This is a genomic window from Myxococcus sp. CA023, assembly GCF_010998615.1.
Lineage (GTDB): Bacteria > Myxococcota > Myxococcia > Myxococcales > Myxococcaceae > Myxococcus.
Map to the genome: position 1 here is coordinate 21720 of NZ_JAAEAH010000019.1, position 14133 is coordinate 35852.

Below are 14133 nucleotides of genomic sequence, written 5' to 3' on the forward strand. Positions count from 1 at the left end.
CAGTGAGGGCCGCGCGGGGGATACCCCCGTGCGGCCCTTGGCATTTCAGGCCGTTGGCGCTTGGATTTCCACGCGCAGCAGCTGACGGCCAATGAGGAAGTGGTCCCCGTTGTCCACGAAGGTGGGGCCCGACAGGCGGATGAAGGTGCCGTTGGACGAGCCCACGTCCCGGACCTGCAGCCGGTCCTGCCGCACCTGCAGCACGGCGTGCCGCCCGGACACGAAGCCGTCCGTGGGGAAGGTGAGGTCGCCTTGCTCGCGGCCCAGGAGATTGTCGCCTTCGCGCAGGGGGAAGGCGCCGCCTCGCAGGCCTCCCTCCAACAGTTGCACCAGCCTCAGCCGGTAGCCGGGATCCGGTGAACCCCAGACCTGGGTTCCGCCCGGTCCAGTGGCCGCGGTGGGAATGGGCTCCAGCACCAACCGCTGGCGTCCCAGGCGCAGCTCGCCGCCGGGGGGCAGCTCTCGCTCCTGGCGGAGGCGGACGAAGACGCCGTTGGCGCCGCCCACGTCTTCCACGGCCAGCCGGATGCCGGAGAAGAAGAAACGGACCTGGAGCGGCATGATGAAGGGGTCGTCCGTGAGCGAGATGTCCGCCTGCTGGCCGCAGGTGAGGGTGTCGCGCTGCATGCGGACGACGGACTCGGGGCCGCCATCGGCGCGCACCACGCGGATGGAGACCTGCGGGCGCGACGCGACGCTGGCGACGGCCATCACCATCGTTCCGGAGCGCAGCGGCGAGCCGCAAGCCCGGCAGACGGAGGCGTCCCGAGGATTTTCGGTGTCACAGCGGGGGCAGTATTCCATCGCGTCCATGGAGGGCTAGGGGTTGTACCAGGGCCGGGGCGCGGTTGCTCGACTTGCGTTGCACGCGGCTTGCCCCCCACCCGAGCGGCGTGATGAAGTCGGTGTCCCACCCCTTTGGGGATCGTTTCCTTGCACTGCCCCTCCTGCGGCGCTGACGCCCAAGAATCTTCCCGTTTCTGTCCCGCCTGTGGCGCGACCCTCGTGCGTACGCCCGATACGGACGAGTACGTCGGCAAGACGATTGCCTACAAGTACCGGGTCGAAGCCCTCATTGGCGAGGGCGGCATGGGCAAGGTGTTCCGTGCCCGGCAGCTCTCCCTGGACAAGGTGGTGGTGCTGAAGGTGCTGCGGCACACGCTCCTGTCGGACGAGCGCACCGTGGCGCGCTTCCAGCGCGAGGCCAAGGCCGCCAGCCGCCTCAACCACCCCAACTCCATCAGCGTGCTCGACTTCGGCCAGGCCGAGGACGGGGCCTTGTTCATCGCCATGGAGTACGTGGCGGGGCAGGACCTGCACCAGATTCTCAGCCGCGAGTGGCCCCTGAATGAGGGGCGCGTGGTGCGCATCGTCAGCCAGGTGCTGAGCGCGCTGTCGGACGCGCACGGCGCCGGCGTCATCCACCGCGACCTCAAGCCAGAGAACATCATGGTGGAGCCGCGGCGCAACGAGCCCGACTTCGTCAAGGTGTTGGACTTCGGCATCGCGAAGATCACCGACTCCACGGACGACGGTCCGGCGCTCACCCGCGCGGGCTTCGTGTGCGGCACCCCCGAATACATGTCGCCCGAGCAGGCGCGGGGCTCGCAGCTCGACCACCGCTCGGACCTGTACGCGGTGGGCGTCATCCTCTACCAGTTGATGACGGGCCTGCTGCCCTTCGAGTCGGACTCGGCGGTGGGCTTCGCCACCAAGCACCTGACCGAGGAGCCGCCGCCGCCCACGCGCCGCCGGCCGGATGCGCGAATCTCTCCGGCCATGGAGCGGCTCATCCTCCGGGCGCTGTCCAAGAACCCGGCGGACCGGCCCGCCAGCGCCGAGGCCTTCAAGGCCGAACTGCAGGCCGTGGACAAGGAACGCCGCCGGATGGACTCGGCGCCGCGGCGCTCGGCCAACTCGTCAGCGGTACTGGCGCCGTTGCCGCGCAAGTCCACCGCCGGTCCGCAGAGTGATGTCCGGGATTCCAAGCTGACCGGGTGGGGCAACGAAGTGACCATGGAGGCCACGGTGCGCGCCCTTCCGGGTGTGCTCGAGCCGTTGCCCGCGAACGCCGATGCGATGGCCGCCACGCGTGAGCACACGGACTCGCTGGTCCACACGCAGCCGGGGGCCGGCGGCAGCAGCGGGGTGGCGTTCTTCTTCAAATCGCTAACCATCCTGCTGGTGGTCGCCGCGCTGGGCTTCTTCGCCTACTACTTCTTCACGGGTGCGGGCAGCGGGGGCGCGCAGGACCTGCCCTACGCGCTGCCCACGAATGCGCCGGTGCCGGCGGGGGCCAACAACTCCGCCGTGGGCGCGAGCCCCGATGTGCCGCTCTACGACCGGGCCATTGTCGCAGGCGCGCGCAACGTCGAGCGCGCGCTGGAGTTGGCGCGAGAGGGTGACAAGGCACTGCAGCGTGCGGACGTGGGGCTGGCGGCGACGAAGTACCGCGAGGCCTTCAGCCGCAGTGGTGACCCGGAGCTGGCCCTGAAGCTGGGCGAGGTCTACTGGCACCGGCAGAACCCGGACAAGGAAGAGGCCCGGGGCTGGTGGAATCGCCACCTGCGCGAGCAGCCCGCCTCCAAGGCGCGTGCCCTCATCGAGCAGCGCCTGAGCGGCACCGTGGCGCAGCCCACGTCGCCCTGACGGGCGAGTCTCAAGGGGCGGTGTCGGCGTGCCGCCCCGGGACACGAAGCTTCATGCCTTCAGGGCACCGGGGCGCAGCCTGCCCCGCGTCAGCCCAGCGTCTCCACCTGTAGCACATGCTGCCCCAGGCGGACGCGGTCTCCCGGACGCAGCGGTCGCTCGATGCCGCTCGCGAGGCGCACATAGGTGCCCAGGCCCCCGGACAAGTCCCTCAGCAGGGCACCGGTGGGCGTTGGGGACAGCTCGCAGTGGCGGCCCGCGAGGCCCTCGTCGCCGGGGAAGCTCAAGTCACAGTGGGCCAGGCCGATGGTGAGCAGCGGCGCCGCCGTCATCACCGCGCGCCCCGCCCGGCCACCGACGAGCATCTCCTCCACACCGTAGACGGCCTGCCCCAGTGGCACCGGGGCGCCGTAGATGGCGGGTCGTCCCGTCACGGGGGGCTGGGGCTCCAGTCGGCCCGTGAAACGGAACAGGCGCTGGCCCGCGCTGAAGTGGGTGCGTGGGGTGAGGGCTTCCGTGCCCCCTACAGTGACGAAGACGCCCGAGGCACTAGACTCGTCTCGCACGTACAGCGCGCCATCCTTCACCAGGAAGGTGGCGTGTAGCGGCGACACGAAGGCGTCGTCCGCGAACAGGATGGCACCGCGCTGGCGGCCCACGACGCAACCGGTGACAGGCAGCTTGTAGCGCTGACCCCGGGTGGAGCCCGCGATGACCGCGAGCCCGAACCGGGAGGCGGCCGGAGGGGCAGGGCGCGGCGGCGTGGTCGCCACGCCGGCCCGGCCGGGCATCGAACTGTCCGGAACCGGCGGGGGCGGACGGGTGGTGGCCGGGCCTGACGCGCCACCCGTGCGGGCCATGATGCCCGGGGGCGCCGTGGGGGTGCGCTGCTGCGGCGGCCGTTCCACCGTCAGGCCCGCGGCGGTGGGGGGCGGCGTCCGGGCAGAGGGGCGCAGGCCCGGCGGAATGGCGCTGGGAGCGGGCGGAACCACCGGCTCCGCCACCTTGCCGCCGGGGAAATTGGATACCGCGACCGGCCGGCTGCCGGGCGGCGTACCAGGCCGGGCGACGGCCAGGGGCGGCTTCGTGGCGGCGGGGCGGGGCGCGGCAGCGGGCTCGCCCAACGCCTGGCCGCAGAGCACACATGCAGCCGAGCGAGGCGAGTTGTACCCGTCACAGTTCGGGCAGACCACGGCGAGGGAGGACAGCAGGAGCTGTGACATGTGCGGAGGCGAATCTACGGGGCCGTAAAACACCGGGTCAACGAAAGCGAACGCACCAATTGGGGTGTCCCAGAGGGAGGTGACGTCTTGGTGTGGGGCAACGTTGCCCCTCCGTTGGTGCAAAGTTACGATTGCTCCTCATTCGATGATTCGCCTGAACGACATCCTCCAACGGGTTTCCCAGTACCACCCCGACCCCGACCTGGACATCATCAAGAAGGCCTACGTCTATTCGGCCAAGGTCCATCAGGGTCAACTCCGGAAGTCAGGCGAGCCCTACCTCGTCCACCCGCTCGAGGTCGCCGGCATCCTGGGCGAGCTCAAGCTGGACGAGGCGTCCATCGTCACCGGACTCCTTCACGACACCATTGAGGACACGCTGGCCACCGCGGAGGAGCTGACGGAGCTCTTCGGTTCGGAAGTGGCCCACCTGGTAGACGGCGTCACCAAGCTGTCCAAGTTCTCCGCATCCGCCAGCCTGTCGCAGGAGGAGAAGCAGGCGGAGAACTTCCGGAAGATGATCATCGCGATGGCGCAGGACATCCGCGTCATCCTGGTGAAGCTGGCGGACCGCACGCACAACATGCGGACGTTGGATCACATGTCGGAGGAGAAGCAGGCCCGCATCGCGCAGGAGACGCTGGACATCTACGCGCCGCTGGCCAACCGGCTGGGCATCTCGTGGATCAAGACGGAGCTGGAGGACCTGAGCTTCCGCTACGTCAAACCGCAGGAGTTCTTCGCGCTCCAGGCGAAGCTGAACAAGCGCAAGAAGGAGCGGGAGAAGTACATCGAGGACACGTGCGACGTCATCCGCTCCAAGCTGGCCGAGCGCGGGCTGAAGGGCGAGGTGAGCGGCCGCTTCAAGCACGTCTACAGCATCTACAAGAAGATCAAGTCACAGGGCATCGACTTCGATCAGATCCACGACATCATCGCCTTTCGCATCATCGCGCCCACCGCGCCCTCCTGTTACGAGGCGCTGGGGCTCGTGCATGAGATGTGGAAGCCGGTGCCGGGGCGCTTCAAGGACTTCATCGCGATTCCGAAGCCCAACATGTACCAGTCGCTGCACACGACCATCATCGGTCCGCTCAGCGAGCGCGTGGAGGTGCAGATCCGCACCTCGGAGATGCACAAGATCGCCGAGGAAGGCATCGCCGCGCACTGGAAGTACAAGGAGGGCAAGGCCGTCATCTCCAAGGATGACGAGAAGTTCGCCTGGCTGCGGCAGTTGATGGAGTGGCAGCAGGACCTGAAGGACCCGAAGGAGTTCCTGGAGACGGTGAAGGTGGACCTCTTCACCGACGAGGTCTTCGTCTTCACGCCCAAGGGCGACGTGCGCTCTCTGCCTCGAGGCGCCACGCCGGTGGACTTCGCCTACGCCATCCATTCGGACGTGGGCAACCGGTGCGTGGGCGCCAAGGTGAACGGGAAGATCGTCCCGCTCCGCTACAAGATGAAGAACGGGGACACGGTGGAGGTGCTCACCAGCCCCCAGCAGCACCCGTCCAAGGACTGGCTCACCTTCGTCAAGACGAGCCGGGCGCAGCAGCGCATCCGCGGCTTCATCAAGCAGCAGCAGCGCGAGAAGAGCCTGCAGCTGGGACGCGAGCTGGCGGACCGCGAGCTCAAGCGCTTCCAGCTCAACTTCAACCGGTTGCTCAAGTCCGGCGAGATGAAGAAGGCCGCCGTGGACCTGGGCTTCCGCGTGGAAGACGACATGCTGGTGGCCATTGGCTACGGCAAGGTGACGCCGCAGCAGCTGTCGCACCGGCTCGTCCCCCAGGAGAAGCTCAACGCCGCGGAGGCCGGGGGGCGCGCGGACGTCAACACCGCCGCCGCGACCACCTCCGGTGGAACCGGCAACTCGGTGCTGCCGGGCCTGTCCCGGGTCACCGACCTGGCGAAGCGGCTGGTGGGCCGCAGCAACCGCAGCGGCGTGCAGATTGGCGGCGTGGATGATGTCCTCGTGCGCTTCGGGCGGTGTTGCAACCCCGTCCCCGGAGATCCCATCGCCGGCTTCATCACCCGGGGGCGGGGCGTCACGGTTCACACGGTCGGCTGTGAAAAGGCACTGGCCACGGACCCCGAGCGGCGCGTGGACGTGTCGTGGGACGTCCGGGGCGACTTCAAGCGCCCCGTCACCCTGCGCGTCCTCACCGCGGACCGGCCGGGCCTGCTGGCGGACATCACCAACACCTTCTCCAAGAAGGGCGTCAACATCTCCCAGGCCAACTGCCGGGCCACCGGAGATGACCGGGCGGTGAACACTTTCGAGGTCATCATCTCCGACCTCAAGCAGCTCACCGACCTGATGCGAACCATCGAGCGGCTCCAGGGCGTCTACTCGGTCGAGCGCATCTAACCGCCTTCGCCTTTCGTGGTAGAGCGCCCGGAAACCCCGGCGGCCCGATTCGGGCCGCTCTCACCCCGAGGTGCGCCGCATGGCTCGCAAGGCAATCCACTCCGACCAGGCCCCCAAGGCCATTGGCCCGTATTCCCAGGCGGTGCAGGTGGACGCCGGGAAGATGACCTTCCTCTCCGGCCAGATTCCCCTCGACCCCGCCACCATGGAGATGGTGCAGGGCGACGTCGTCGCGCAGGCGGAGCGGGTGATGGAGAATCTGAAGGCCGTGCTCGCCGCCAGCGGGCTGGACTTCTCCCACGTCGTGCGCTGCACCATCTTCCTCATCGACCTGGGCGACTTCGCCCGGGTGAACGAAGTCTATGGCCGCTACTTCACCGGCGCGCCGCCGGCCCGCGCCACCGTGCAGGTGTCCGCGCTGCCGCGTGGCTCCAAGGTGGAGATTGACGCCATCGCCGTCTCCTGAAGCAAGGGCTGGAAAGACGAAGGCCGCCGGACTCAGAGGAGTCCGACGGCCTTTGTCGCGTCAGGGCACCTGGGCCCCGGCGGGAACTACTTCGAGTCGGCCACCGCGCCGCCGGTCTTCTTCAGCTCCTCGTCGATGACGCGCTTGAACGCGTCCACGGGCTGGGCGCCCACGAGCGTGCGGCCATTGATGAAGAACGTCGGGGTGCCGGAGGCGCCCACGCTGGACGCCTGCGCCATGTCGGCTTCAATCTGCGCGTTGAACTTGCCCGAATCCAGGGCGGCCTTGAACTTGGCGACGTTCAGGCCCAGCTCCTGCGCGTACTTCTCCAGCGAGGCGCGGTCCAGCGCGCGCTGATTGGCGAAGAGCTTGTCGTGGTACTCCCAGAACTTGCCCTGCTCGTGCGCGGCCAGCGCGGCGGCGGCGGCCGTCTTGGCGTTGGCGTGGAAGGGCAGCGGCTGGTTCTTGAAGGCGACCTTGATCTTCCCTCCGTACTGGTCCTCCAGCTGCTTCAGCGTGGGCACCACGCGGCTGCAGAAGGGGCACTCGAAGTCGGAGAAGGCGACGATAGTGACGGGCGCGTTCTTGTTGCCCTTCACCGGGGCGTTGCCCACGTCCACCTTCTGGACCGGGGGCTCGGCCGGAGCGCCAGGGGCCGCGGCGGGCGCCGTCGGGGCGTTGGCGACGTTCTCCGCGTTCAGCTTGGCGTAGAGCTCCTCGGGCTTGGTGCCAGCGGCGAGCAGCTTGTCCGCCTTGGCAATCTCCTCGTCGATGACGCGCTTGAAGGCCTCGAAGGGCTGCGCGCCGACGAACTCACGGCCGTTGATGAAGAACGTCGGGGTGCCGTTGGCGCCCACGGCGTTGCCGGCGGCCATGTCGGCCTCGACCTTCGCCTTGAACTTGCCCGAATCCAGGGCGGCCTTGAACTTGGCGACGTTCAGGCCCAGCTCCTGCGCGTACTTCTCCAGCGAGGCGCGATCCATGGCCTTCTGATTGGCGAAGAGCTTGTCGTGGTACTCCCAGAACTTGCCCTGCTCGTGCGCGGCGTGCGAGGCCTCGGCGGCCAGCTTCGCGTTCGGGTGGAAGGGCAGCGGCTGGTGACGGAACACCACGCGCACGTCCTTGGCGTAGCCGTCCTTGATCTTCGCCAGGGTGGGGCCCACGCGGCTGCAGAAGGGGCACTCGAAGTCAGACCACTCGACGATGGTCACCTTGGCGTTGGCCGGGCCGAAGGAGGGCGAGTCCGAGGGGATCTCCACCTTGCGGACCGTGGCGGCGGGCTGCTGCTGCTGCTGCGCCTTGGGCGCGGCGCGCTCGGAGCCCTTCTCGATGATCTTCGCGTACACCTGCGAGGCGGGCACGCCGCCCTTCACCAGGTTCTCCGCCTTGACCAGCTCCTCGTCGATGAGGCCCTGGAAGTTGGCGATGGGCTGCGCGCCCGACAGGAAGCGGCCGTTGATGAAGAAGGCCGGGGTGCCGCTGGCGCCCAACTGACTGGCCAGGGCCTGGTCGCGGGTGATGATGTCCTGGAACTTGGGGTTGGCCAGCTCGGCCTTCCACTTGTCCATGTTCAGGCCCAGGTCCTTGGCGTACTGCTCCAGGGACACGTCATCCAGCTTCTTCTGATTGGCGAAGAGCTTGGCGTGGTACTCCCAGTACTTGCCCTGCTCGCCGGCCGCCATCGCGGCGATGGCCGCGGGCTTGGCGCGCGGGTGGAAGGAGAGGGGATTCTGCTTCATCACCACGCGGAGCTTCTTGCCGTACTGCTCCTGGAGCTTCTCGATGGTGACGTTCGCCCGGCTGCAGAAGGGGCACTCGTAGTCGGAGAACTCGACCACGGTGATGAGCGCGTCAGCGCTGCCGTGGGTGGGTGAGTTCTCGATGGGCACCTTGAACACGGTGGGATCCACCGGACGGCGTCCACCCGGCGCTGGGGCGGCGGCGGGAGAGTTCGGTGCGGCCTTGGCGACTTCGGACTTCGTGGACGGGCCGGTGGTGACGCGGCCGCCAACGAACCCGAGCACCAGGCCGACCAGCAGGGCCACGATGACATTGGGCTTCATGAGTGGGTCTTGCTCCTTCGCCATGGGGCCGGCATTGTGGGCCCGAGCGGGTTTTCAACGAGGGCAGAGGGCGGCGGTCTTAACAGAGGGAATTCCAGACGCGCAAGCAAGCCGCTCTGGCCTTCCAGGGAGCCGCGCCCCCTCAGGGGCCCCAAAACTTGGGAGACTTCGGAAAAATTCCGTCAGAGTCCCGATCATGGACGCCGCCGTGCGCATCGACACTCGGGGGGCCTTGTGTCCCATGCCCATCCTGGAACTCGCCAAGGCCATGAGAGCCCTGGCGCCAGGGACGCTCGTGGAGCTCGTCTCCACGGATCGCGGGTTGGAGGCGGACCTTCCCGCGTGGTGCGAGGCTACGGGGAATCCACTGGTCCGCATGGAGCGCCGGGAGACCCTCTACGTGGGCTGGGTGCGCAAGGCGGGGTGAGCCGCCTGCCGCCAGCCCACGCTTTGCTTCAGAGCATCTGCAGGACGCGGTCTTCCAGGCGCTGGCCGCGGCTGACGCCCAGGATGAGCACGTCGTGCTGCAGCAGGTGACGCACCACCTGGCTGATGACCTCTTCGGGCGCCACGCCGCCGCTGAAGCGCACGCGCAGCACGGTGTCGCTCTCCATGCGCGCGTCCGTGATGTGGGGCATCGCCGTGAGCTCCGGGATGATGACGCTGCCGCGAGCAATCTGGACGCGGAACTCGGCGCCCTGGCCGGTGAGCTCATTCATGCTCCCCGCCTGGGCGAGCGTGCCCTTGTCGAGGATGGCGGCCGCGTCACAGAGCTCCTCCAGCTCCTGGAGGTTGTGGCTGGAGACCACCACCGTCTGCCGGCCCTTCATGTCGCGGATGACCTGGCGCACCTGGGCGGCGATGCGCGGATCCAACCCGGCGGTGGGCTCGTCCAGCAGCACCAACGGCGGGCTGCCCATGAGGGCCTGGGCCATGGCGGCGCGCTTGGCCATGCCGTGGCTGAGTGCCTGCGTCTGGACGTTCCAGGCCTCCATGAGGCCCACCTTGTCCAGGGCCTCGCGCGCCTCACGCTCCGGCTCGGCCAGGGCGGACAGCCGCGCCCAGTACGTCAGCAGCGCGCCCACTTCCCAGCCGGGCGGCAGCACCGCGTCCTGCGGCAGCGCGCCCAGGCGGCCCTTGAGGGCGCCCGGGGTGGTGGGGTCCACATCCATGACCTTGAGCGAGCCCTCGGACGGGTAGAGGTAGCCGCACATCATGGAGAAGGTGGTCGTCTTGCCGGCGCCGTTGGGGCCGATGAGCCCGTACACCGCGCCCTTGGGCACGGAGAAGCTGACGCCGTTGACGGCGACCTTGGGGCCGAAGCGCTTGGAGACGCCGAACAGTTCAATGGCCACGTCGCTCACAGGTCCCTCGCGCGCAGGATGCCGTAGGCCGCCATCAGGAAGACGAACGCGAAGACCGCGTAGGCGGCTCCGCTCGCGCCGAACTGCGCCAGGCCCGGATGCAGCAGATCGCTGGCGTAGTACGACGGGGACAGGTAGCGCAGGAAGCGCAGGTTGCCCGTGTCACCCGAGGCCCGGCCGATGGTGTCCATCAGCCAGAAGACGAACAGCAGGATGAAGTTGAAGACCAGGCTCACCGCTGGTGAGCGGAACAGGCTGGAGCACAGCGTCGTGAGGGCCACGTAGGCCAGCGAGAAGACGATGGCCGCCAGCCAGAACTTCAGCAGGTTGAGCGCCATGGCGGCGAAGCCGAAGTCCGGGTTGGCCACGCGGGCGTAGATGAAGATGGCCAGGTCGATGATGAGCACCAGGCCGAGCAGCAGCGTCGCCTGCGTCAGGAACTTGCCCAGCAGCACCGACGAGCGCCGCGCGCGCACCGTGAGGTAGCGCATGGAGCGTGGGCCCACTTCACCGCTGATCTGATCGAAGCCCATCAGCGCGATGTACGCGGGCAGGAAGAAGAGGGTGATCTTGAAGACGATCAACACCTCCAGCGGCACCTGCGCCAGGGCCTCGATCATCGCGGAGTCGTTGCTGGTGAGGAATCCCAGCACGCCCTTGCGCATCTCCTCGTTGAGCTGCACGGAGGCGCTCGCATCCGCGCCCGCGCCTTCCAACTGCTTGGCGACGGCGCTGCGGACTTCGCCCGCGAGCCAGCCGACCACCAGCAGCACCAACGCGGAGAACATGCTGTAGAGGCCGAGCAGCACCACCGTCCGGCCACTGCGCACGGCCCGGCGGAGCTCGGCGCTCCAGATGACCACCGTTTCTTTCAATCCGTCCAAAGTGTGGGCGAACCTAGCGGAGTTGCACACCCCTCCGCCAAGTTTCTGATTTCACCGAGGGACGGAAGCGACCAGGGAGGCATCCGTGGACAGCGCGCCCCCAGTCGGTAGGATCCAGCCGTCGCTCACCCCCCGGAGCCCCCCGTAGCAATGCGCTTCCACCGCCGTCTCCTGTCCGCCGCCGCGCTGCTCCCCCTGGTCCTCGTCATTGGAGCGACCGAGCCGGAGCAGCCCGCGTCCGCCGGTGTCTCTGAAGACGGTGGGGTGGGGGTGGGGGTCGCCGCCCCTGGCACGGCGTCGCAGGCCGCCCAGACGGACGCGGGTACGTCCGGGACGGCCACGGCGTCCCAGGGCGCCCAGACCGATGCGGGGATTTCAGGATCCGCCGCCGTCTCCGCCGCCGCGGTGCTCGGGGGCGAGTCGCCGGACGGCGGACTGGCGGCGCTTGCCGCGGAGCCGGGGATGGTGCCCCCCGTGCCCGTGCCCTCGCGCGAGAAGGCGCCGCCCATCGCCACGGTGAAGCCGCTTCCCAGGTCCGCGGACCTCATGGGCCGTGCGACGCTGGAGGGCGGGAAGCTGGTGGTGAAGGAGAAGGGCGGCAAGAAGAAGCAGCTCACCATCGACCCGGTGCTGCAAGCGTCGCTGACGCAGATCCTCCGCAACTACGAGACGCCCTACGGCGCGGCCGTGGTGCTGGAGCCGTCCACCGGACGGGTGCTGGCGTTGGCGGAGCACTCGGCGGCGAGGCCGGAGCTGCGAGGGCTGCCGGTTCGCGCGGTGTTCCCCGCGGCCAGCATCTTCAAAGTCATCACCGGCGGCGCGCTGCTGGAGGCCGGCGTCACGCCGGATACCGAAGAGTGCTTCCACGGCGGCAAGCGGCGCATCTCCGAGAAGCACCTGCAGGACAGCGAGCGGGACAGCTCCTGCTATTCGCTGGCGCTGGCCATGGGCAAGAGCGCCAACGTCATCTTCGCCAAGCTGACGAACAAGCACCTCACGGTGGACTCGCTGCGCCGCATGGCGGCCCGCTTCCGTTTCAACCGTGAGATTGAGTTCCCCGTGCCGACGGATGTGTCGCTCGCCGCCATCCCCGAGGAGACGTTCAGCCTGGCCAACACGGGCGCGGGTTTCGGGGACGTGTACCTGTCCCCGCTGCACGGCGCGCTCGTCGCCGCGGTGGCCGCCAACGAGGGCCGCTGGGTGGACCCCATCCTCTTCGAGCCCGAGGGCCCGGCGCCGCTGCTCCCGGTGGAAGGCGAGCCCGTCCTCACGCCGGAGGTCGCGAAGGACCTCACGGCGCTGCTGGAGGAGACCGTCACCAGCGGCACCGCGCGCGCCGTGTTCCGCGAGCGTGGCTTCCGCGTGGATGACGCCGTGGGCAAGACGGGCTCACTGGCGGACCGCGAGCCCTTCCGCGACTACTCGTGGTTCGTGGGCTTCGCGCCCAAGGACAAACCGCGTGTCGCCGTGGCCGCCATCATCGTCAATGACCCGAAGTGGCGCATCCGGGGCACCTGGCTGGGCCGCGAGGCGCTCCGCCTGGGGCTGGAGCGGATGCCCGCGCCGGTGGAGATGACGGCCCCGGCCTCCGCCGCTGGCAAGCACTGACGCTTCCGTCAGCGCGGCGTCAGCTTCACCAGCGCCGCGTCCACGAAGCCGGCGAAGAACTTCAGCGCATCCAGCTCCTGCAGCGGCGACACGTGGACGATGGCGGCCACGTCGCGCCGTCCATCGATGCGCGACAGCAGGTAGCGCTCCGGCGCGGAGAGCTGGAGCGTCTTCAGGTGCCCGGGCGCGACCTGGAGCGTGGGGACCCTGGGCGGGTCGGCCAGCTCCCGCCGCAGGTGCACCAGGAGCTTCTCCTGGGCCGCCTTGACGAACTCCGCCGTGCGAGGGGAGGGCGACATCTCATGCGCCCGCCGCGCCAGCGCCTCGCCGTCCCGCGCGTTGCCCGCGTCGAGGAAGAGCTGCGCGGCCTGGAGCACCTCGTCCGACGACGTCTCCGAGCCGATGATGCCCCGCTCTCCGTTCTCCTCCTCCACCACGGACATCTCGGACTCGGGCGGTTCGTCGGACACCTTCACCGCGTCCAGGCGGTAGAGCGCATACAGCCGCTGGTAGAGGAAGAAGTCCGTGGCGTGCAGCGCCAGCGCGATGCCGTCGATGGTGAGGCCTTCCTTGATGAGCTGGACGATGCGCTCGTCCATGCTCCCGGGCTTTCGCTCGGGCAGCTTGCGCTCGTCCACCGAGAGGCGGACCGCGCCGGAGGGGAAGACGGCGTGGATGGCCTGCCAGGCCGTCTCCCGGAACTCGCCCTCGCGGTGGACGTCCAGCAGGTCCACGCTGACTTCCAGTCCCGCGACCTCCGGCGCCGTGTCCGCCGCCTCGAAGAGGAAGTCGCCGTCCTCCCAGTGGAAGGCGTCGAGAATCATCTCCCGGAACTTGTGGCTGAGCGTGCCGCGCACGGTGGCTTCCGGCACCAGCCCCGTCATCACCAGGATCTTCCCCAGGAAGATGCGCGTCTGCGCCTGGGTCGAAAATGCCTTCTCCAACTGGTCCTCGGTCAGGTGCCCCATATTGATGAGGAACTGACCGAAGAACTCGCGCGGCTGGTTGGAACTGGCGCTGACCACATGGCCTTCGCGCAGTTCGAGTTGCTTGCGCACGTCCCCACGCTCCACCTTCAGGGACCCCGTCGCTCGCCGGTTCCCGAGATAGACGACGAGGTCCTTGAGAGGCATCGTCGAGAAGTCGCCAGACAAGCCACGCATTAACCGTTCATCCTGCCCCGCATGCGCGTCGATATCTACTCGAAACCCCATTGCTCTCTCTGTGACAAGGCGGCCGCCGTCGTGGAGTCCGTGCGCGCTCGCATCCCCTTCGAGCTACGGATCATCTCCATCCTGGAGGATGCGGAGGCCTTCACCGCCTGGCGTTACGACATCCCCGTGGTCGTCATCGAGGGGGTGCCTGCCTTCAAGCACCGCGTGGACGCCGCGGAGTTCGAGGCGCGGCTGCATGAGGTCAAAGGTGGCACAACCATTGCTAAATCCGCTGCCCAGAATGGGTAGCCAGCTTCCCTTCTCTAGTAAATCCGAGGGGATGACGAAGTCAGG

Annotated in this window: 12 protein-coding genes; 6 read left to right on the top strand and 6 right to left on the bottom strand. The window is 68.5% G+C overall.

What is annotated here, in order from left to right:
- Positions 1–45 precede the first annotated feature (45 nt).
- The gene (locus tag F8M74_RS10615) at positions 46–813 is read right to left on the bottom strand and encodes an FHA domain-containing protein (protein WP_141257724.1); all 768 of its coding nucleotides are present in this window, start codon (positions 811–813) and stop codon (positions 46–48) included.
- 120 nt (positions 814–933) lie between these two features.
- On the opposite strand from F8M74_RS10615, the gene F8M74_RS10620 reads away from it, so the two are divergent.
- Positions 934–2649: a serine/threonine-protein kinase gene (locus tag F8M74_RS10620; RefSeq protein WP_141257723.1), complete on the top strand. Its 1716-nt coding sequence runs from the start codon at positions 934–936 to the stop codon at positions 2647–2649.
- Positions 2650–2738: 89 nt separating this feature from the next.
- Here F8M74_RS10620 and F8M74_RS10625 read toward each other — a convergent pair whose 3' ends face one another.
- Positions 2739–3872 carry an FHA domain-containing protein gene (locus F8M74_RS10625; RefSeq protein WP_228565831.1) on the bottom strand — a complete coding sequence of 378 codons (1134 nt, stop codon included), beginning with the start codon at positions 3870–3872 and terminating at the stop codon, positions 2739–2741.
- A 145-nt stretch (positions 3873–4017) separates the two neighbouring features.
- On the opposite strand from F8M74_RS10625, the gene F8M74_RS10630 reads away from it, so the two are divergent.
- The gene (locus tag F8M74_RS10630) at positions 4018–6240 is read left to right on the top strand and encodes a bifunctional (p)ppGpp synthetase/guanosine-3',5'-bis(diphosphate) 3'-pyrophosphohydrolase (RefSeq protein WP_141257592.1); all 2223 of its coding nucleotides are present in this window, start codon (positions 4018–4020) and stop codon (positions 6238–6240) included.
- Positions 6241–6319: 79 nt separating this feature from the next.
- Entirely contained in the window at positions 6320–6706 is a 387-nt protein-coding gene (locus F8M74_RS10635) for a RidA family protein (protein ID WP_140790981.1), read from the top strand.
- Between the two features lie 86 nt (positions 6707–6792).
- Here F8M74_RS10635 and F8M74_RS10640 read toward each other — a convergent pair whose 3' ends face one another.
- A complete protein-coding gene (locus F8M74_RS10640; RefSeq protein WP_141257591.1) occupies positions 6793–8769 on the bottom strand; it encodes a thioredoxin domain-containing protein in 1977 nt (658 codons plus the stop codon).
- 196 nt (positions 8770–8965) lie between these two features.
- On the opposite strand from F8M74_RS10640, the gene F8M74_RS10645 reads away from it, so the two are divergent.
- Positions 8966–9196 (top strand): sulfurtransferase TusA family protein, encoded by a 231-nt coding sequence (locus F8M74_RS10645; protein ID WP_140790985.1) that lies wholly within the window; start codon positions 8966–8968, stop codon positions 9194–9196.
- 28 nt (positions 9197–9224) lie between these two features.
- Here F8M74_RS10645 and F8M74_RS10650 read toward each other — a convergent pair whose 3' ends face one another.
- The gene (locus tag F8M74_RS10650) at positions 9225–10133 is read right to left on the bottom strand and encodes an ABC transporter ATP-binding protein (protein ID WP_141257590.1); all 909 of its coding nucleotides are present in this window, start codon (positions 10131–10133) and stop codon (positions 9225–9227) included.
- Positions 10130–11047, bottom strand: coding sequence for an ABC transporter permease (locus F8M74_RS10655; RefSeq protein ID WP_141257589.1), 918 nt, complete (start codon positions 11045–11047; stop codon positions 10130–10132). The genes F8M74_RS10650 and F8M74_RS10655 overlap by 4 nt, the downstream gene beginning before the upstream one ends.
- A gap of 120 nt (positions 11048–11167) precedes the next feature.
- Here F8M74_RS10655 and F8M74_RS10660 point away from each other — a divergent pair, with 120 nt between their 5' ends.
- Entirely contained in the window at positions 11168–12625 is a 1458-nt protein-coding gene (locus F8M74_RS10660; RefSeq protein WP_141257588.1) for a penicillin-binding transpeptidase domain-containing protein, read from the top strand.
- Positions 12626–12633: 8 nt separating this feature from the next.
- Here the strand turns inward: F8M74_RS10660 and F8M74_RS10665 are convergent, their stop codons facing one another.
- The gene (locus F8M74_RS10665; RefSeq protein WP_141257587.1) at positions 12634–13788 is read right to left on the bottom strand and encodes a DUF4388 domain-containing protein; all 1155 of its coding nucleotides are present in this window, start codon (positions 13786–13788) and stop codon (positions 12634–12636) included.
- Positions 13789–13809: 21 nt separating this feature from the next.
- On the opposite strand from F8M74_RS10665, the gene F8M74_RS10670 reads away from it, so the two are divergent.
- Positions 13810–14088, top strand: a complete 279-nt coding sequence (locus F8M74_RS10670; RefSeq protein WP_141257586.1) for a glutaredoxin family protein — start codon at positions 13810–13812, stop codon at positions 14086–14088.
- Positions 14089–14133 lie beyond the last annotated feature (45 nt).

Excerpts from the sequence above, each read along its gene's own strand:
- F8M74_RS10615 (WP_141257724.1), bottom strand. The coding sequence starts at position 813 with ATGGACGCGATGGAATACTGCCCCCGCTGTGACACCGAAAATCCTCGG.
- F8M74_RS10625 (WP_228565831.1), bottom strand. The coding sequence starts at position 3,872 with ATGTCACAGCTCCTGCTGTCCTCCCTCGCCGTGGTCTGCCCGAACTGT.
- F8M74_RS10630 (WP_141257592.1), top strand. The coding sequence starts at position 4,018 with ATGATTCGCCTGAACGACATCCTCCAACGGGTTTCCCAGTACCACCCC.
- F8M74_RS10635 (WP_140790981.1), top strand. The coding sequence starts at position 6,320 with ATGGCTCGCAAGGCAATCCACTCCGACCAGGCCCCCAAGGCCATTGGC.
- F8M74_RS10640 (WP_141257591.1), bottom strand. The coding sequence starts at position 8,769 with ATGAAGCCCAATGTCATCGTGGCCCTGCTGGTCGGCCTGGTGCTCGGG.
- F8M74_RS10645 (WP_140790985.1), top strand. The coding sequence starts at position 8,966 with ATGGACGCCGCCGTGCGCATCGACACTCGGGGGGCCTTGTGTCCCATG.
- F8M74_RS10660 (WP_141257588.1), top strand. The coding sequence starts at position 11,168 with ATGCGCTTCCACCGCCGTCTCCTGTCCGCCGCCGCGCTGCTCCCCCTG.
- F8M74_RS10665 (WP_141257587.1), bottom strand. The coding sequence starts at position 13,788 with ATGCGTGGCTTGTCTGGCGACTTCTCGACGATGCCTCTCAAGGACCTC.
- F8M74_RS10670 (WP_141257586.1), top strand. The coding sequence starts at position 13,810 with ATGCGCGTCGATATCTACTCGAAACCCCATTGCTCTCTCTGTGACAAG.